Origin of the sequence: Ureibacillus chungkukjangi, assembly GCF_003217295.1 — a bacterium.
Lineage (GTDB): Bacteria > Bacillota > Bacilli > Bacillales_A > Planococcaceae > Ureibacillus > Ureibacillus chungkukjangi.
This window is the reverse complement of sequence record NZ_QJTJ01000002.1, coordinates 271,651-290,576: the sequence shown is the minus strand read 5'-3', so window position 1 is coordinate 290,576 and position 18,926 is coordinate 271,651. Positions and strand designations below refer to the sequence as shown.

Genomic DNA, 18,926 nt, shown 5'->3' with positions numbered 1-18,926 from the left:
AAAATGAAATTGTCGAGAAAAGGAAATGGATTTATTAATTTATTAGCATAATAAAAATTGAAATGTGAAATTCAAAACAGTCTCATTTGGGATTGGTAATATAACCTGAGGTACCGAAATTTTTGTCAACCTGGTTCACGAAAAAAGTATATAGGTCATAGTAGTGTGTCGTTCAGTGTCATTTGAAATGGTTATTTCTATTGGAAATCAAGTTATTAAGAACAATTCGACATTTAAATTGATTGTATAGCTTAGGCATGAAATTAGATTTATTGGTCTTCGTTCTATAAAATATAACTAATTCCGATAACCTTGATATGTTTTATGAATCAATCATAATTGGGGATGCTTATAGAGAAGAAGGGAGTCTTCAAAAATGAAGTTAAGTGTATTAGATCAAGCGCCGATTACAGAGGGAAATACTGCTCCAGATGCTTTGCGAAAAGCTGTTGAATTAGCAGTTTTGGCTGAAGAGCTGGGATATGAACGAATTTGGATGGCTGAACATCATAACACAAAGGGGTTTGCAAGCTCAGCCCCTGAAATAACAGCTTCCTATATTGCGGCAAAAACAAATCGAATCCGTGTAGGAACGGGCGGGACGATGATTATGCACTATTCACCCTACAAAATAGCTGAGGTGTTTAAAACTTTAAGTGCATTAGCGCCTGGAAGAATAGATTTTGGTGCTGGAAGAGCTCCTGGTGGTGATAATTATGCCATGTATGCTTTATCTGAGGGACGGCAACCCCAAGTGAATAATTTGTATGAGAAGCTGCAATGGACACTGGATTTCATGAATGAGCAAGCACCTCAAAATCCGTACTACCAAAGAGTAATTGCCTCACCATATGATATAGCTCTTCCACAAAGCTGGCTGCTTGGCTCGAGTGGCAATAGTGCTGTACAGGCAGGTAAGATGGGAATGGGTTATTCCTATGCTCAATTCTTCAATGGCTATATGAATAAAAAGGTCTTTGATGCTTATCGGTCGAACTTTATTCCTTCGCCATTTATGGAGAAGCCTGAGATAATGATTTCCTATTTTGTAACGGTTGCCGAAAGTAAGGAAGAGGCTGAATATCAAGCAAAACCAGCTGATATCGCACGTCTTTTATTTAATAGAGGACAGGTAGATTTGCTTCGAATGACACCAGAGGAAGCAAAGGATTACCCATTAACAGAAATGGATCGCATATGGATTGAAGAAAATAGAAGCCAGCATTTCGTTGGGACTCCTAAAGAAGTAGCAGATTTACTACTAGCTGAACAAGAAGAATATGGATTTGATGAAGCGATGATTTGTTCAATTCCGCATTCACAGGATGCACGATTGAACGTCTATCGTTTGTTAGCAAAGGAATTAATATAAAGAGAATTGAAACACTTGGATAATATTAAATCCAGGTGTTTCTTTGGGTTATTTTAAAGCTTCTAAAGCAAAAACATTATTTTTCTCGAAATCTCGAATAATGTCTTGAGGCAATAAGAATCTCGCTTGGTCCTTATTAGCCCAAATATAATTTGAGTGCTCATTTGATAAAACAACATTTTGATTGCTGCTACTGCAAAGATAAGTGATAATTACAACCTGTCTTGTTGGAGTAGTTTGGAAAGTCGTTGCGTATAAAAGCTGCTCTATTGTAACAAGAAGACCAACCTCTTCATGAATCTCACGTAAAAGTGCAGTTTCTAAATCTTCCCCAAATTCGATTTGTCCCCCAACACATTCCCAGCTTCCAGCCCCAATTTCATCGTCTGCAGCCCGCTGAACAAACAAAGCCCTACCGTTATTGAGAATGAAACCTTTAAGTGCAACCACTATAGTGTTTGTCATTTAGAGTACCGTCCTATTTAGAATGTGAAAGTTTTCTATGAAATTACTAATCTAGGAGGATTACTTCACTAGGATTAATTTTTATATAAATTGATATTAAATGTCAATCGGTTTTAAAAGGGTGAAGAAATAGGAATTAGAGTCAAGTGGTTTAATGCCAGCCCCTAGGAGAGAGTAATTTAGGTGGTAAAGGCCGGGAAAAGCTATAGAAAGATACCGATTTCGTGAACTAGGTTGACAAAAATTTCGCAGGGTGGAGTGATAATATCAAGGCTGAAAAGGTGTGGTTTGGAAATCGTATATGAAAATATAGTTTAGTAAGAAAGTATCTATGAATATGGAGTTGCAACTAGGGGGAAGGATCGGCATAAGTTATAGAAAGATACCAATTTCGTGAACCAGGTTGACAAAGATTTCGAGGGATGGAGTTATAATATCGAGGCTGAAAAGGTGTGACTTGAAAATTGCTTAAGAAAATATATTTTAATAAGAAAGTATCAGCCTTCAGTAGAATATTAACCCCATTTCCCTCTGAAATTCCTTAATTGAATTGATCAATAATTTCTACCACTTCAATTTTTCCGTTAATCAATAGTTCGGGGAGTTCATTTTGAATATTTCCATTCCAATAAGCTCTAGCTTGTTCAAATTTTTTTGCGAATGGCGCACCATCTTCCTTTGGTAAAAGGTTTCCGTCGCCTTCAAAAGGATCTCCAAAAACTTGTAGTTTAACAATTTGTAAGACCTTACGATTATAAGAGGTGAATATCTCTTTCCATTGCAGTGCATCTTCGTACGTTTTAGCTGCATATAAGCAAGAGAGTCTTGAAGGATACTCAGGATATTCTTCGAGTCTTACCATTTCCAAGATTAATTCTCTTATCGCTCGAATTGTTTTGCCGGAGTAATTCATAGCTAAATCGGCATCTTCTTTATTCAAGTTTAGCCCCTCGTTTGTATAATGAGTCTTTAAAATTTGAAAGAAATCTTCTTCTTTAGTATTCAATTGTTCTCCCTCGAAAAAGAAATGATAGAGGGTGTTGTGTTGCTTCTTGTCAAAGTGAAGTACTTGTCCGAGATTCATTTCCTGCCGTGTAACAATATGGTAAACGAAAAATCCATTCTTCCTCATAATCTACCTCCAGTTATAATTACCATTTATTTGAATTATACTGCTTTAAGTTCCTTTGTTGAACTATCGCCCCCGTTAGTGCAACAACTTTATTTTCTTTAATACAACACCAGCTTTTTTGTATCTAATAAGGATTCCATTCGTATATTAGATAATTGGAAATTTAAAACATTTAAAACAGGGAGGACTAAATGAAAAAAATAATCTTGTTTGTTTTAACAACTTTGCTCTTAACCGCTTGTGTAAATAATGACGTTAAATTAGAGGCAAAAGTAACAGATTTTGAGGATTCAGGATTTAGAAATAATAATAATCAACTAATCATTTTAGTTGAGGATGGAATATTAGTTAGTAGTGGTACTGTTCATCTATTGTATGAAGAGCCTAAAATGAGCGATATAGATGAAGTTCTTGAGAAAGAAAATGCTGAATCTGGGCCAAGCTTTTTAAAAATTTATAACCAAGGAAAGATTGAAACAAAGGGTTCAAAATACTATGTAACTCTTGATGATAATATTTCATTAGAGTTTGAAAAAACAGGAGAACGAATAATTAAAGATTCAAATGGAGTAGAATACTACACAGAAGAATATTCCAAATAGATACAATTAAATTATTAACCCCTGAAAAAAGCGTATTCCATGAGAGATTATGAATGAAAATAGGACACCACCAAAATTGGTGGTGTCCTATTTTTTTCTTCAATTTAATATATAAGGAAACTCATTTCGTGAACTAGGTTGACAAAAATTTCGTGGGGTGGAGTGATGCTGTCAAAGCTGAAGGGGTACAACTTGAAAATCGCTCATTTGATATTGTTTTAGTAATAAAACGTCTCTTTACAGAAATTTTAACGTAATTACAGGAAGCCCTAGTTATAGAGGGAAAGTGATTTCGTAAACTGGGTTGACAAAGATTCTACATGGTGGGCTTATTAGATTAATGATGAAAGCGGGTAACAAAATATTTGAGTAATATTTTTTGTTATTTGGATATAGAAGTGAGATGTACTCGTCAAATTAACAGAGTTGCTTTTAAAATAAATTGGATACTTATGCTAAAATTGATTAAAAGTAAAAATTTATGATATTAGCTATGCTTGTGAAAATGAAAAGGATAAATAATAATGTTCAAAACAGCTCTATATAATGAAATCTAAAAAGCATCTCCACCAGTTAGCGTCAAAACTAACAAATAGGAGATGCTTTTGTGGTTTATCTTCCCTTTATCAACAAATACATAAAGTAAGGTGCGCCGATAAGCGATACAATCAAGCCTACGGGAATTTCCGCTGGCGCCATGAACATTCTTCCTAATGTATCTGCAAGGAGCAAGAATAATGCGCCGGCTAGAGCTGTTAGTGGAATGAGTCTTTTGTGATTTGCGCCAATAAGTCTGCGTACGATTTGTGGAATGATTAAACCTAAGAATGTAATCCCTCCACCAACTGCCACGCAGGTACCAGCTAAAATTACGGCAATGCATAATAGAATTCGACGTTCGCGTTCGATTCTCATACCTAACCCAATACCGACAGAGTCGTTTAGATTTAGGATATTTAAATAGTTTGATTTATAAATTGCCAGTGGAATGAAGATGAAAATCCATGGACATAAGGCCAAAACGTACGTCCAATTTGTTCCCCAAATGCTGCCGGAAATCCAAACCAATGCAGCTGTAAAATCAGCCGGCTCCATTTTCATTTGGAAGATGATTAATCCAGCATTGAAAGCAGCATTTACGCCAATTCCAACTAAAAGTAAGCGGGTAATCGTCACAGTACGATTTTTCATTGAGAAGAAATAGATGAAAATCGCTGCTAAAAACGCTCCAGCTAAAGCTGTAAGTGGCATGATGAAAATTGATAATGGTCCTGAAAAGAATGCTGAGCCCTGTAAAAAGAACATGTAAAGCACGACAGCTAAACCTGCCCCGGCATTGATTCCAAGGATACCTGGATCTGCGATTGGGTTTTTCGTAACCCCCTGTAAAATCGCACCAGACACTGCAATTCCAGCACCTACTAATAAGGCGATGACAATTCTCGGTAAGCGGAATTGTAAGATAGTCAGCTGATTTGCCGCAGTACCGTTCCCAGTTAAAGTTGTGTACACATCAGAAAAGGGAATATGTATATACCCAGCATTAATGCTAACTAATACAAGGGCAATTATTAAAATGAGAAATAAAACCATGAAACCTACAAATTTTCGTAAGTTGACTAGTTGCGAGTTCAATTCATTGTTCTCCCTTCTTTTCTAGCTAAATAAAGAAAGAAAGGTACACCGACTAAGGCTGTGATAGCTCCTACAGGTGTTTCAAATGGAGGATTTACCATACGGCCAACAATATCTGCTCCTAAAAGTAGCAGGCCACCCAAGATGGCCGAGCATGGAATGATATAACGGTAATCCAATCCGACAAAGAAGCGAGTGATATGCGGAATAACTAAGCCGACAAAGCCAATCATCCCAGCGATTGAAACGGCTGCTCCAGTTAAAATCAGTACTGTAATTGTGCCGAATAATTGGATGCGTCTAGTATTTTGCCCCAAACCCTTCGCGATATCCTCACCTAAGCTCAACACTGTTATGGATCGTGACAAAAGAATTGCAAATACTAAACCAATGACAATTGCAGGTATAGCAATGGATAAGTGGTGCTTTTGGATACTGGATACACCACCCGCATAGAAAAAGCTGATATCTTTTGCGATATCAAAGCGAATACTAATAATGGTCGATAAAGATGTTAGTAAGGATGTGATGGCAGAACCAGCTAATACTAAACGAATCGGTGTAATTCCGCCTTTTGCTAAAGCGACCATACCGAACACAAGGAATGCACCTACACCAGCACCTATAAATGAGAAGAATATAAGTGATTGATAAGGTAAAGAAGGCAGGATAGCCATTGCTAGAGCAAGTACAAAAGAAGAACCAGCTGTAACCCCCATGATTGATGGAGAAGCAAGTGGATTTTTCGTCATACCTTGCATAATGGCACCCGAAACTGCTAAAGCTGCTCCTACGGCAACGGCTGCAATAGCACGAGGAATTCTTAGCTCTCTAATAATCACGTGCTGGCTATTTTCATCATCAAAATGTAAGAGACTTTGAATAATGGTTGCTACATCAATTGAGGTAGCACCATAAAGGATTGAAATAATACCAAGAAATATAAGTAAAAAGATACCCACACATCCAAGTATCAGCGAGATATAAGGTTTTCCTTTAAAGGAGTTATGTAAATGTTGAGATATCTTTTTGGGCTGACCCATACTATAAAGCCTACTTTCTTTAAACCTATATTAAAAATAAATGTTGACTATATTGAATATTTAGCATTTAATATAAATGATAATCATTATCAACTAAAGTAAATTTTAACACATAATCAGGAGGATTAAAATGGGCATTTTCTTTAAATCAACAAAGCCATTAAAAATAGCATCTTTAGGGTTTTTAGCTTTAGCATTAATAGCATGTGGAGATAAGGCTGAAGATACACCTAAAACAGATGATTCAGCTACAAGTGAAGTTACAACAGGAGAAGATTCAACTGAAGCTCGCACACTTACAGATGCTTTAGGAAACAAAGTAGCAGTACCTGCTGAGCCAAAACGTGTTATTGCATCTTATTTAGAGGATCCACTAGTAGCGCTTGGGATTACACCGATTGCTCAATGGTCATTAAATGAAGGCGCAAGTATTCAAGGCTATCTACAAGATAATTTAAAAGATATTGATCTAATCAATTATGATCTTCCTTTCGAAGAAGTTCAAAGCTTTGAGCCAGATTTAATTATTATGGATTCACCTAGCATGGTAGAGGGTGGAAAGTATGAACAATACAATGCAATCGCACCAACATACGTTATCGGGGCAGAGTTAAATAATGATTGGAGAGAAGAGCTTAAAACAGTAGGTGGTATCTTCGGAATGGAAGATAAAGCTGTAGAAGTAATCTCTGATTATGAAACAAAAGCAGAAGAAGCAAAGGCGCAGATTGAAGAAAAAGTTGGTAAAAAGTCTGCTGCTGCGGTTTGGTTAGTTGGGGGAAGTTTCTTTGTTGTAAATAAAGAATTATCAAGTGGAGATGTACTTTATAATGATTTAGGATTTGAAGCGCCAGCAGTAGTAGAAGAAATTTCAGCTAGCGGTGAAAACAACTGGAATGCCGTTTCTCTTGAGAAATTAGTTGAGCTTGATGCAGACTACCTATTCCTAGTAAACAGCGATGGTAGCGAGAGTACAACTTTAAGTGATGCATTATGGAAAAGCATTCCTGCCGTAAAAGCGGGCAATGTGTATGAATTCGGACCAGATACAAGCTGGTTATACACAGGTGCTATTGCAAATGGTCAAATTATTGATGATGTTTTAGAAAGTGTAGCAAAATAGTAAACGAAAAAGTACTTGCTGGATATTATCTGGACAAGTACTTTTTATTTTGCCGATAAAGCAATTTCGTAACCTAAGTTGACAAAAATTTAAGCATACCGACTTATATTAGCAATCCTCATAAACGGTCTGTTGAAAAAGGGAGAATGAATTTTATTATATTAAAATTGAGTTTTGTCATGTAGTAGGTCAACGGGAATAAATAATCCTACACGTCCATGCGTCTCGTCTTTAATTGTAGCGAAGATTATTCCGATGACCTTACCATCTAGATTAATAACTGGACTTCCGCTATTTCCTCGATAGACCGGCGCATCTAACATTAAAACCTCTTCATTCCAATCAGATAGCTGCATGTAATCAATTACCTGACCTTCATTGGCTATCCCGGTAAAATATAAAGGATTTCCGATAAAGTAAATAGCCTCCTGTTCGGTTGGTGTATATGAATCAGCTAAGGTTAAGTAGGGGAGCTGCTCACCTTCTACTTTAAGAATAGCTAAATCAATGTCTGGATAAGTTTCTATCACTTCACCTTTATACAGGCTATCATCAGGAAAAATAACAGTGATGGTCAGGGCGTCTTCAATGACGTGATCATTCGTCACGATATAACCGTCCTCAGTAATAGAAAAACCAGTTCCTTTACCATCGTTAGTTTGTATTTCAACAACAGATTGTTTATAGGTTTGAATGTCTTCCTGACTTGAAAGCTTTGCAGAAACCTTCAAAAATTCAATAGCAGGAATTGAGAAGATTTCAAAAATCATCGCAAATGTACTAAAGGCAAGCATGGCAGCCATGATCCAAGCAAAAAGGCGAACTGGCTTTGAGCGTTTCTTAGTTACTTTCACGCCGGATAATCGATTTTCTCGGTCCTTTTCAAGGGCTTTTCTTTGTTCTTCAAGGACTAACTCTATCAATTCTTCCTCACTAATTGGCTCAGGCTCGTTTTGTTTTTCTTTATCCATTCTCGCCCCTCCCTTCACATGGAATCATTTCCTCTATGATAGCTGAAATCGATGTTCTTTGGAAATTTTTGATAGCATGACAGTAACGCTTGAATCCCCCTAAAAAATGTGACATAATTCTAGACAATTAGATTAAGAGAAAGGTTTTCTAGGGTTCCGTATCGTATTTTGATAGTCTGGTCCGAGAGAGAACTACGCAAAGCGTGACACGGAAGGACAAAAGCCTGGGAGATATTTTTAATATCTCTCAAGGCTTTTTTTTATTTGAATGGAGGAGGAAAGTTTACATGAAAGCTTGGTTAAAGGTTTTACTAGCATCATTGCTTGAGGTATTTTGGGTGATAGGTCTTGCTCATGCAGATGAGTTTTGGGAATGGGCAGGTACAATACTAGCAATCGGAATTTGTAATTATTTATTGATAAAGGCAACCTCAGAGCTTCCTACAGGTACCGTTTATGCGGTATTTGTTGGATTGGGGACTGCGGGGGCAGTTCTTTCGGAGATTATGTTCTTTGGTGAGCCCTTTAACATAGTAAAAATTCTACTAATTATTTTGTTACTGATAGGTGTTATTGGCTTAAAGCTTGTAACGGACAATGGTCAAGAGGAAAAGGGGGCAGCTGAATAATGGCATGGGTAGCTTTAATCGTAGCGGGGGTATTTGAAACCTTTGGAGTGGCAATGATGAATCAATATAGCGTAAGCCGAAGCTGGAAACCGTTAGCGTTATTAATACTTGGATTTTGTATTAGCTTATTCCTTCTAGACTACGCGATGCACACGATTTCAATGGGAACAGCTTATGCCATCTGGACTGGTATTGGAGTAGTCGGAGGAACAATCGTAGGCATGCTTTTTTACGGGGAATCCAAGGATTGGAAAAGGGTTCTATGTATCTTTATTATTCTCTGTGCTAGTATTGGGTTGAAAATTGTTTCATAAGAATAAAAATACGTTATAGTTTTGAAGGATATGAGAACTATAAATGGTAGTCAGATTTCTTAAGGAGTGGAAAACGTTGAGTAAGCATCATTACTTTCTAGCAGCCAAGCTACCAAAAGAAGTAAAAGAGTTTTTAAAAGAGTGGGTTGAGGCAAATAAAATAGATTTTCCATTTGCGAGATGGGTACATCATGAGGATTTTCATATAACCTTAGCATTTTTAGGCTTTGCTGAAGAAAACATGAAACAAGAAGTTATTGAAACTATGGCACAGGTTTTAATAAATGAAAATCCACTTACTTTAACACTAAATAAAATTGGTACCTTTGGGCCGCATAAAAAACCCCGTATATTTTGGGCAGATGTAGAACAATCCGAGGAATTAAACGAAGTTCAAAAAAAGGTCTATCGCCAGTGTACGAATATCGGCTTTCAATTAGATAAAAAACCGTTCCGTCCCCATATTACATTAGCTCGCAAATGGCAGGGCGAGGAAGACTTTGATATCGCAACGCTTACTAACTTCGATGAACGACTTTCATTTACGATCGATGAAGTTATTCTTTATGAGACACATTTAGATAGAACACCTAAATATTATGAATATGCTCGCTTTTCCTTAGGTGAAGGGCTTTAAAAACGAAAAAAACATTAAGAGGTATGGTTAACAAAAGAACCATACCTTTTTTAACTAGCTCGCTCTCGTGTATAATAGGTATAAGTAGATTGAAATTGCATTGATTTTAATAGGCAAAAATAGGAGTGAAGGCACCGATGTTAGAATGGATTTTAATCATAATTCTTGTCGCGTTTCTCGTGTACCGTTTAACACCAGCAAGGGGAGTTAAAACAATCACGGCACAGGAGCTAAAAACAATTATAAATGATCCGGATAAGGTATTTGTAGACGTAAGGTCCCCGCTTGAATATAATGCGCAGCATATTCAACAGTTTCAAAATATCCCACTAAAATCGAAATTTAAGGATTTACCAAGGGATAAAGAAATCATTGTGATTTGCCAAACGGGTATAAGAAGTAATCAGGCTTGTAAAAAATTAAAACGACGTGGCCATACGAATATTACAAATGTTCGTGGCGGCTTAAGTAACTGGAATTTTAAAGGAGGAAAATAACATGAAAGAGATTACACCACAAGAAGTGCAACAGCGCTTAGAAAATGGAGAGGCTCTAAACCTAATCGATGTACGTGAAGTTGATGAAGTACAAGCTGGTCATATTTCTGGTATAACGCATATTCCACTAGGGTTACTCGAATTTCGCACACATGAATTAGATAAAAACAAACCATATATTATGGTTTGCCGTTCAGGTGGACGCAGTGGCAAGGCAACGGAATTTCTACAAAACCAAGGCTTTGATGTAACGAATATGAGTGGTGGCATGCTTGCCTGGGAAGGTAATGTAGAATAGTATCTTTCTTTTCGCATACAAAGTAGTTTTTAGAAGGTCTAATTCAAAGTTCTTTTGGATTAGGCCTTATTTATATTCTACAAAAGAAATTTTGAAAACTATCACTTACGGTGAATAATATAGTTCTTTTTTTAATATATTTAAAATAAAGGAGTGATGAAATTATGAGAATTCCTGCCTTACCTCAAACAAAGGATATTGAGTTTAAAAGAAGAAGACTGTTGTTCAGGCTGCTTCGACAAATACTTTCAAAAAGAGCTGTTAAAAAGAAACCCTTCGTTCGAATTCCACCAAGAAAATAAAAGCTGTTCTTAAGTCTAAAGACTTTGAACAGCTTCATCCCTAGATTATCTTCTATATTACTACGCTTTGTTCACTGTTTCAGATACTTCATTAAGTAAAAAGACATCTAATCCAGGTCCAACTAAATATAGCTCATGCATAGCGCGGGTCAAGGCAACATACAAAAGCTTTCGGTCGATCGCTGTATCGAAATAGGGGATATCGAAAGCTGCGATAATTACCGCATCAAACTCCAGCCCCTTTGCCAAGTGACTAGGCACAATGAGAAGCTTTGCATCGCCTAGCGCGGATTCTTCATTCAGCATTTCAGCAGGAACTCCAGCGTTATTTAATAGCCGTGTATAGTTAGCTGCCTCAGCTGTAGTTTTACAAATAAGAGCAATGGATTTGTGTCCATTTTGACCAATTGATTGATAGATTTCACTGATTTTCTCAGGGGCAAATGTATCGCCCTGTACAAAGGTTGGTTCCTGGCCGTGTCGAACAACGGGCTCAACTAATGGTAAATCCTCGTCCATTTTCATGAGAATTTTGTTTGCTACCTCCATAATCTCAATGGTCGTTCGATAGCTTTTTTGCAGGGTAAAGTAGTTTGCACGGGGAAACAGTTCAAGTAAAGAATCCCATTCTGTTAAAGAACGATAGCTGTGAATTCCCTGTGCTAAGTCACCAACCATTGTAAACATGTCTGTCTCCAGACCATCCTGTAGAGCAGCTAACTGAAATAAACTATAATCCTGTACCTCGTCAATAAAGACAACTCGCATTTTCCACTGATCAGCAATGCCTTTGACTTTGGCCTGTAAATAATAAATGGCCGCTAGATCCTCTAATGCCCATTTTTCCTTTGCGTGGGTTTGCAAAAATTTCTCTTGCTGCTCAAAGGTCCATTCAGGTGCAAGCTCTTGTAAAAGCTGACGGTCAGTCAAAAGCTTGCGATACATCTGTTTGATCTTCGCTTTTTCAAACCGCTTCATATAAGTAGTTGCAGTAGATTTAGCTTCAGCTGTAATTTTAGGAATGCGTTCATCCCGTTCGTCGATGAATTTTGTAACTGTTTCACGTCTTTTGTCGGGATCTCGTAAACCGCTTAATGCTTTTCCAATCATATCCTCATAACGGGTATTTAGAGATGTAAGAACAGCTTTTGCTTTTCGTTTTACTTCGGTTTGAACAATCTTCTTAATGCGTTCAATACGTTTTTCGATCGGCATGTAAGCAAATTCCTCTAGGAACAGCTTCTTCAAATGACTGCCACGCATTATCCGATATTTTTCTATAAACACATCCTCATTAAATAAATCTGCTAGATCGTGTTCATGTGTTTTGATATAACGGTTTAACAATTCCCGGTAAAATAAGGAGCCCTTTATTTGAGGGATGTTGAAAGCGGGAAGTGCATCAAGGCCTTCTTCAACGATTGTTTCAAGCTGTTCATTCGGGTTTTGTAATTTTAATTTGGTGCCTGTAGCATTTTGGACGTATTCAGCATAGGTTGTTTGGCAAATTTGCTCCACACCTAGCTCTGGTAAGACGTCTCCAATATACTCGATAAACAATTTATTGGGTGCTAAAATCATTAGCTGCTCAGGGTTAAAATGTTCGCCCATTGTATATAGGAAGTAAGAAATTCGGTGAAGAGCAATGGTGGTTTTTCCACTTCCTGCAGCTCCCTGTACAAGTATCGGTTGTTTTAAATGGGCGCGAATAATTTCATTTTGTTCTTTTTGAATGGTTGCTACAATCTCGGTCAATCGTACATCGGCTTTCCCCGAAAGTGCTTCCTGAAGGAGGTCATCATTCGTTGTTAAATCAACATCCTGGAAGCTTAACAGTTCACCATCTTCAATTTTATATTGTCGTTTTGAAAATAAGTGCCCTGTAAAAACCTCATCACGGACAGGGTAGGAAATTTCGCCAAGTCGACCGTCATAATACACATTGGCCACTGGAGAACGCCAGTCCACAATAATAGGCTCGAAGGTTTCGTTATGAAAAAGAGAGGTTTTACCGATATATAAAAGCTCCTCAAGCTCTCCAGTTCGTTGGAAATGTATCCGAGCAAAATAAGGTTTTTTCTTAACGGCTTCCAAACTTTCTTTTTGATTTAAGGCTAATTCAAAAAAACGAGAATTCGTTAAAATATTGATATAGCTATCACTGGAATCAATATATTCAAGATTGGCCATCGATTCCTTAATCTTATCTTGCACAGCCTTTAAATCTCTCTGTGAAGCCTCAAGAAGCTCGCTCATATAATGCTTTGTGTACTCTAATCGTTCACTTTCTTTTTGAAAATCAGGATGCTGGATTGTGTTTTGTTCACCTTGTTCTGCCACTTTAGGTCAAACCCCCATTCATTGTGTAATAACGTACAAAAAAAGCTAGATATTTATCTTACTAAATTTTCCTACTGAAGTGAAGTTTTGTATAATGTTTTTTCAGATAATTTAAAAATAAATGTTGAAATAACAAAAGCCACTTCCATCTTCAAAAACATGGAAACGGCTTGTTTTATTTAATACTTAAAATCAAGCAAAGATAGCCACTTAAAACAATGAATATACCCATCATAAAAGTCATGATTGCTGGCATCTTCTTTAAAAAGGAAAAAATCATCAGTACTAAGAATAGAAGAGTTAGAACTCCTAGCATAATCGCTGTTGCATTTGGAGCAAATTGTACACTCATATTTTGTTGAATCTGCCCCTGGTAAATGTAGCTGAATAATGGTGATACATTGTTGCCCGAAATAGCTGTTTCTCTCGGTGGCGGCTGTTGTCCTAATGCAGCAGTTACAGAAAAAATGAGCAGCATAAAAATACTTTCGGCCTTTGTCCAAGGCAGGGGATTGAAGCTTGCTTCTCTTTGAACCTTCTTTTTAATAAATAGACTATTAATCGCAGCAAAAACTACTAATGGAATGATTAATAAATGCTTCATTAACAGCATTTGCCCATAGGAAATTGGCCAGGAATTTGTATAGTCCTCCACAATGATGTCCATCAAAAGAAGACCGCTTACAATTGTCGCCGTAAAGCATAGTAACGCAACAGGCGTGAACCATTTTAAAAAGCTTGCCCAGTTGGAATGATTTTTTGAAAACCAACTAACGATAATCAGTACACCAACCCAAACAGCTACAGCAGTAAAATGAATGGTATCACTTACAAATCCCAGTAATTGATTGTAAGAGCTAGCGTGACTCGACCAGCCTAAAGCTAGTATCAAAAGAAAAGTGAGCGCTATAGCTATCGCACAGTAAAACCTGTTAGCCCGATCATCGAAAAGAGCGATGAAAAGGAATAAAATAATCGAAACAATAAACGTAAATAACCAGGCTTTACCTACCTCAAATGTAAATAAAACAGATTGCAGTGTATCGGCTAAGCCCATGTTCGGCACTAGGTAGAACAGAATTTGTAGTACTGGAAAAAAAGAAAAGAGGGCGAGTCCAATTGTAGAAAGAAGCAATGCCCATTTCGGTACAAAAATAGAAGGCCGTGCTGATTCAGGTACTATTGCTAAAATGAAGCTCCCCATTAAAATAGCAAAGCAAAGATATACGATTGTCTGACTTAACATACCTAACATATCCATAATTATTGCTTCCTCTTGGCGAAAAAGATGAAGCTACCGATAACAATCAGAATAAGCACGCCAATAAGTGATGGTGCTAGATAGGACTTTTTTTCAACAGGTTCACTCTCAGCTAAATCCACTTCAGCAGCAGACTCTGATTCACTTGTAGCTATACTAAGGTCTGCATCGGTCACTTCGACATCTACTGCGCCATCTTCAGTATTTTCGTTTGTTTGTGCTGTAGGTAAGTCCATTTTAAAGGGTACTTCTCCCTCCATGACATGGCCATCAGCACCGATAATAGTCCAGTTAATAACGTATTCTTCATTTTCTAAAGGAGTAGAAAGGGTACCAGTCAATATAGTGTTAGTTGCTGAAATATGATCGATTGATATAGATTCGCCTGCCGTATTTTGAAGTGTGAAGGAACTATTTTGTTCAATTTTTCCTTCAAAGGTTAATTGAATTTCATTTAATTCCTCAGTTATTACTTCACCAGATTGTGGGGAGGAGCTTTCAATATGTGTATGCGCAAATGCATTATTTACAAAAGTAAATAAAAAGATAAAAGAAACGATTAGGAATTTTTTTAGCACAAAAAAACCTCCAAATTTATAAATTCGGTTAAATTGTAGCATATTTCCTTTGATAAAAGCCTTTAAGAAGGGTTTAAGGTTAGGGACTTGTATAGGGCTTTCCAACAATCCTATGAACTTTTTTAGCAGCAAAGGAGATTAGAGGTTGAAAGTATATGAATATGGAACTTTAAAATAAGACTATAAATTGCCAAGAATCTTTACATGAATTTAATTATTTGAGTGTGGTTTGTTAATTTTGAACTGATACTATAGAACTTAGATAGAGTGTTATCAAGAATGGTTATTGTAAAAATTCAGGTTAAAGGAAGGTCTTGTTATGAAAATATATGCTCACCGCGGATATTCTGCGAAGTATCCTGAAAATACTTTAGCTGCTTTTCGAGCTGCAGCTGACTTACCAATTGATGGGGTAGAGTTCGATGTGCATTTAACAAAGGATCAGCAGGTTGTTGTTATTCATGATGAATCCATTAACCGTACCTCTAACGGCCAGGGCTTTGTAAAAGATATGACACTACAAGCGTTACGCGGATTTGACTATGGTGGCTGGTTTAGTAAGGAATTTGCCGGTGAAACCATTCCTACTCTTAGTGAAGTATTAACTATTTTCCGTGATACGAACCTTCGAGTAAATATTGAGCTGAAATCCGATATTTTTGCTTATGCTGGAATGGAGGAACTAGTACTGAAAGAGGTTGAAGCACTAGGAATGCAGGAGCAGGTTGTAATCTCATCCTTTGACCACGAAGCAGTAGCTCGAGTAGCTGAACTTGCTCCAAATATTGAGAATGCTGCACTATTTGTTAACACAATATTAGAGATAGTTGAATATCAAGAAAAACTCCCTGCCAAGGCTTTGCATGTTTCATTACCCTCTGCACTTCGTCGACCTGTACAAGAGGCTATCCAAAGGGGCTCTGTAGTACGTGTTTGGACAATTAATGAGGTGGAGCATGTGATATTGCTTGTAAACAGTGGTGTAGAAGCTATTTTTACTGATGAACCAGAGAAGATGATGGTGTTTATAAAAGAGAATAGTGTAAACGTGTAAGATATCCACGAAAAAAAGCGACCATTCCATATAGATGAAGGTCGCCTTTTTTCACCACTTTGCCTGATGTGCCTCGACACACCCGAGCATTTGCTGAATTAACAGTGTAGAGCCATCGTCAAGTTTGATTTGGCCGTTAAAATAGCCTACCAATTGCTGGTTATTGGATTTCACTAGTTTTTTATCCATTTCTCCATAGTGCTCAAAGAATGGATGGAAGGTTAGCATGGCGGTATCTGAGAATTTTGATGTGATATACCAAGGCTTCAAGAGATTGGAAGAATCATAGTTAAATAGCACATCTTCATGGATTTTCGTCATATGTCCATTGACGAAAACGGCATTTTCCGTCATCCCTGTTCCATCAGTCCATTGTCCACCGAAGTTTAAGCCGATTCGTTGATCGCGGACACGCTGAGAGGCCATGGCTCTATTCCACTTAGCTTCGCGTGGCCAAACACCTCGACCGTAATCAAGAACTCCATAGCAATCTTCCTCATTAAAATGATAGAGTCGATTTCCGAGCTTCACAAAGCCTGATGTCGGTAAAGTATGGTGTTTTGCGGTAAATTGGAAGGTTTGACGATTCCAAGGAACGACAACGTTTAATGTATCATCCTCCTGTGGATGATGGATGTTCAATTCTGCTAGAAGGGGCTCACTATCAAAATTGTCAGAGGTAACCTTTAAATAGGTTTGGTTTTGAAAATACGTTATATTAATATGAATCTCATTATTTTTGAACTCAATAGGCTCTAATACTCTAGTTGGCATTTTTAACTTGCTTCCGATACCAAGAGGAATTGTTATGATTTTTTCAAAGAAGCGCTGTGTTTCGTACTCTAAGAAGTTCACAAAGCAAACCGCAGCATAATCTAAATGACAAATTGATATAGAGAACAAGATTTCTTCTCCATAGATGTACCAATTATTCCACTTTTTCTTTCGTAAATAATGACCAGATAAGTTGCAATCGATGATAGGTTTACGAGCAAAACCAATAGCCTCTGGATTCAAATTGCCTTTTTTATCACAAAGCCTTGTTAGTTCAGTTATTTCTCTTTCAGCGTGCTGCGTCAATTCCAACATCCTCTCAATCAAGTTATCTAGTATAAGTATCTGTTCCATTGAAAGTAAAATATGATTTTTATCTAGTAAATATATCAACCCTCAAGTATTTGTAATATTTTTAATATAAAATTTCTCTCTCCAAAAATGTGAATTAGTTTTATTGTAGCAAAATCTAAGCAGCATTTCTTTAGACATAGCAAATTATTAAATAATTGTCACAATTATCCACTGAGTATTCAAAAATACGAAAGATGCGCAAAAAACTGCATAGAATGAAAAAAAGGAGGTTTATCAAATTCCGACTTATTATAATCGTAATGCTGTTGTTGAGTACGCAAGAGCGTGGTGGGATAAGAAAAACCCGGAATTTCCCGCATTCTTAGTGGATTGCACAAACTTTGTTTCACAATGCTTGCTTGCAGGTGGCGCGCCGATGACAGGGGCACCAAACCGTGGAAGCGGTTGGTGGATTACAGATGGGTGGAGAAGTGGTCATAATACGGATGGTCACTTTTCAAAAGAAACGTGGAGCTATAGCTGGTCTGTTGCACATAGTTTTCGTTGGTATTTGGAAAATGCGAGGTCAGGTCTTACGGCAAAGCGAGTAGAAAACCCTTCAGACCTGCAAATTGGTGATGTTATTTGCTACGATTTTCAAGGCAATGGTGTTGTGGATCATACAACGATTGTGACGAGTATGATAGACGGTGTTCCATACATCCATGCCCATACTGCTGACAGTGCGGATCGTCATTATGACTATTCCAACTCATTAGCTTATACGCCTAATATTCGGTACTACTTCTTTAGAATAGATGATATGTTTAACTAAAAGGTTTACTTTGAATTCTCCGTTGTATAAAAATGGGAATTGCTAAGTATATTTTAAATGTACGAAATATATGTTAAGGTTAATTGAGAGGTTAACATTACTATAGTTCTATATTTAGTTAATTTCTTTAAGGAGAGAAACAAATGGACCAACATTCTTTATCTATTCGCGAAGCAATAATTGGGAGACGTTCGATTAAAAAGTTCAATGGTCAACCAGTTGATCGCGAAGTATTACTACAAATTATCGATGATGCAGTTTGGGCACCAAATCATAAAAATAGAGAACCGTGGCGACTAGTAGCAGCATGCGGCAAAGAGATTTTAGAATTACACAAGCTTCTACGAGATACGGCCATTCCTAAATGGAAAGAGCTTTCTGAGGATGTACTAGAAAAACAAATGCAAAAATTCACTTTACCGGGGGCATATGCATTTGTGATTGTTCCAGAAGATGTCCGTCAAAAGCAAAGACTAGAGGATTATGCTGCAGCAAGTATGTTTATTCAAAACATTCAATTACTTGCTTGGGATTATGGAATCGGCTCCTGCTGGAAAACTCCAGATTTCCTTGATGCTCCAGAATTTCGTGAAGCACTTGGTGTAAAATCTGGCGAGCGAATTATTTCTATGCTTCAAATGGGATATTACGATGATATTCCTAAAGCAGCAGAACGCAAAAAGAGCGATGAGATTGTCTCGTTTTTTGGAGAAAGTGAAAGTGAAATCGAAGGCTTATAAAATATAATGGTAAAGCTTATCCAGAGTATG

At 37.2% G+C, this 18,926-nt stretch carries 20 protein-coding genes and 1 riboswitch; of the genes, 11 read left to right on the top strand and 9 right to left on the bottom strand.

Features of this window, described 5'->3' with window-relative positions; genetic code table 11:
* Positions 1–376 precede the first annotated feature (376 nt).
* Positions 377–1,372 (top strand): LLM class flavin-dependent oxidoreductase, encoded by a 996-nt coding sequence (locus tag BJ095_RS03260; protein WP_107931553.1) that lies wholly within the window; start codon positions 377–379, stop codon positions 1,370–1,372.
* 48 nt (positions 1,373–1,420) lie between these two features.
* Here the strand turns inward: BJ095_RS03260 and BJ095_RS03255 are convergent, their stop codons facing one another.
* Together BJ095_RS03255 and BJ095_RS03250 are read right to left on the bottom strand one after the other, a co-directional pair.
* The gene (locus BJ095_RS03255; RefSeq protein ID WP_107931555.1) at positions 1,421–1,837 is read right to left on the bottom strand and encodes an NUDIX hydrolase; all 417 of its coding nucleotides are present in this window, start codon (positions 1,835–1,837) and stop codon (positions 1,421–1,423) included.
* 541 nt (positions 1,838–2,378) lie between these two features.
* Positions 2,379–2,969: a DUF2441 domain-containing protein gene (locus BJ095_RS03250; protein WP_107931557.1), complete on the bottom strand. Its 591-nt coding sequence runs from the start codon at positions 2,967–2,969 to the stop codon at positions 2,379–2,381.
* A 191-nt stretch (positions 2,970–3,160) separates the two neighbouring features.
* On the opposite strand from BJ095_RS03250, the gene BJ095_RS03245 reads away from it, so the two are divergent.
* Entirely contained in the window at positions 3,161–3,571 is a 411-nt protein-coding gene (locus tag BJ095_RS03245; RefSeq protein WP_107931559.1) for a hypothetical protein, read from the top strand.
* Between the two features lie 612 nt (positions 3,572–4,183).
* On the opposite strand, the gene BJ095_RS03240 is transcribed toward BJ095_RS03245, so the two are convergent.
* Both BJ095_RS03240 and BJ095_RS03235 read right to left on the bottom strand, forming a co-directional pair.
* Entirely contained in the window at positions 4,184–5,164 is a 981-nt protein-coding gene (locus tag BJ095_RS03240; protein ID WP_107931983.1) for a FecCD family ABC transporter permease, read from the bottom strand.
* 38 nt (positions 5,165–5,202) lie between these two features.
* Complete coding sequence (locus BJ095_RS03235; RefSeq protein WP_235867556.1) at positions 5,203–6,168, bottom strand: FecCD family ABC transporter permease; 966 nt, start codon at positions 6,166–6,168, stop codon at positions 5,203–5,205.
* Positions 6,169–6,379: 211 nt separating this feature from the next.
* Between BJ095_RS03235 and BJ095_RS03230 the strand changes: the two genes are divergently transcribed.
* Positions 6,380–7,372, top strand: coding sequence for an ABC transporter substrate-binding protein (locus BJ095_RS03230; RefSeq protein WP_107931563.1), 993 nt, complete (start codon positions 6,380–6,382; stop codon positions 7,370–7,372).
* Between the two features lie 161 nt (positions 7,373–7,533).
* Here the strand turns inward: BJ095_RS03230 and BJ095_RS03225 are convergent, their stop codons facing one another.
* Positions 7,534–8,343 (bottom strand): S1C family serine protease, encoded by an 810-nt coding sequence (locus BJ095_RS03225; RefSeq protein ID WP_107931565.1) that lies wholly within the window; start codon positions 8,341–8,343, stop codon positions 7,534–7,536.
* Between the two features lie 137 nt (positions 8,344–8,480).
* Positions 8,481–8,576, top strand: a riboswitch (guanidine-I (ykkC/yxkD leader).
* Between the two features lie 54 nt (positions 8,577–8,630).
* Here BJ095_RS03225 and BJ095_RS03220 point away from each other — a divergent pair.
* From BJ095_RS03220 to BJ095_RS03200, 5 genes are all read left to right on the top strand, one after another.
* Positions 8,631–8,972: a DMT family transporter gene (locus BJ095_RS03220; RefSeq protein WP_107931567.1), complete on the top strand. Its 342-nt coding sequence runs from the start codon at positions 8,631–8,633 to the stop codon at positions 8,970–8,972.
* Positions 8,972–9,286 (top strand): DMT family transporter, encoded by a 315-nt coding sequence (locus BJ095_RS03215; RefSeq protein WP_107931569.1) that lies wholly within the window; start codon positions 8,972–8,974, stop codon positions 9,284–9,286. The genes BJ095_RS03220 and BJ095_RS03215 overlap by 1 nt, the downstream gene beginning before the upstream one ends.
* A gap of 76 nt (positions 9,287–9,362) precedes the next feature.
* Positions 9,363–9,923: an RNA 2',3'-cyclic phosphodiesterase gene (gene thpR, locus BJ095_RS03210; protein ID WP_235867555.1), complete on the top strand. Its 561-nt coding sequence runs from the start codon at positions 9,363–9,365 to the stop codon at positions 9,921–9,923.
* A 137-nt stretch (positions 9,924–10,060) separates the two neighbouring features.
* A complete protein-coding gene (locus BJ095_RS03205; protein WP_107931572.1) occupies positions 10,061–10,420 on the top strand; it encodes a rhodanese-like domain-containing protein in 360 nt (119 codons plus the stop codon).
* A gap of 1 nt (position 10,421) precedes the next feature.
* Entirely contained in the window at positions 10,422–10,718 is a 297-nt protein-coding gene (locus tag BJ095_RS03200) for a rhodanese-like domain-containing protein (RefSeq protein ID WP_107931574.1), read from the top strand.
* 362 nt (positions 10,719–11,080) lie between these two features.
* Here the strand turns inward: BJ095_RS03200 and helD are convergent, their stop codons facing one another.
* From helD to BJ095_RS03185, 3 genes are all read right to left on the bottom strand, one after another.
* Entirely contained in the window at positions 11,081–13,276 is a 2,196-nt protein-coding gene (gene helD, locus BJ095_RS03195; protein ID WP_181417949.1) for an RNA polymerase recycling motor HelD, read from the bottom strand.
* A 259-nt stretch (positions 13,277–13,535) separates the two neighbouring features.
* The gene (locus tag BJ095_RS03190; protein WP_107931576.1) at positions 13,536–14,621 is read right to left on the bottom strand and encodes a copper resistance D family protein; all 1,086 of its coding nucleotides are present in this window, start codon (positions 14,619–14,621) and stop codon (positions 13,536–13,538) included.
* Positions 14,622–14,623: 2 nt separating this feature from the next.
* Positions 14,624–15,199 (bottom strand): copper resistance CopC family protein, encoded by a 576-nt coding sequence (locus BJ095_RS03185; RefSeq protein ID WP_181417945.1) that lies wholly within the window; start codon positions 15,197–15,199, stop codon positions 14,624–14,626.
* A 319-nt stretch (positions 15,200–15,518) separates the two neighbouring features.
* Between BJ095_RS03185 and BJ095_RS03180 the strand changes: the two genes are divergently transcribed.
* Entirely contained in the window at positions 15,519–16,253 is a 735-nt protein-coding gene (locus BJ095_RS03180) for a glycerophosphodiester phosphodiesterase (protein ID WP_107931580.1), read from the top strand.
* 51 nt (positions 16,254–16,304) lie between these two features.
* On the opposite strand, the gene BJ095_RS03175 is transcribed toward BJ095_RS03180, so the two are convergent.
* Positions 16,305–17,333 carry a DUF2804 domain-containing protein gene (locus BJ095_RS03175; RefSeq protein ID WP_107931582.1) on the bottom strand — a complete coding sequence of 343 codons (1,029 nt, stop codon included), beginning with the start codon at positions 17,331–17,333 and terminating at the stop codon, positions 16,305–16,307.
* A 286-nt stretch (positions 17,334–17,619) separates the two neighbouring features.
* On the opposite strand from BJ095_RS03175, the gene BJ095_RS03170 reads away from it, so the two are divergent.
* Positions 17,620–18,156: an amidase domain-containing protein gene (locus BJ095_RS03170; protein WP_107931584.1), complete on the top strand. Its 537-nt coding sequence runs from the start codon at positions 17,620–17,622 to the stop codon at positions 18,154–18,156.
* 143 nt (positions 18,157–18,299) lie between these two features.
* Positions 18,300–18,896, top strand: a complete 597-nt coding sequence (locus BJ095_RS03165) for a nitroreductase family protein (RefSeq protein ID WP_107931586.1) — start codon at positions 18,300–18,302, stop codon at positions 18,894–18,896.
* The last annotated feature ends 30 nt before the right edge of the window (positions 18,897–18,926 follow it).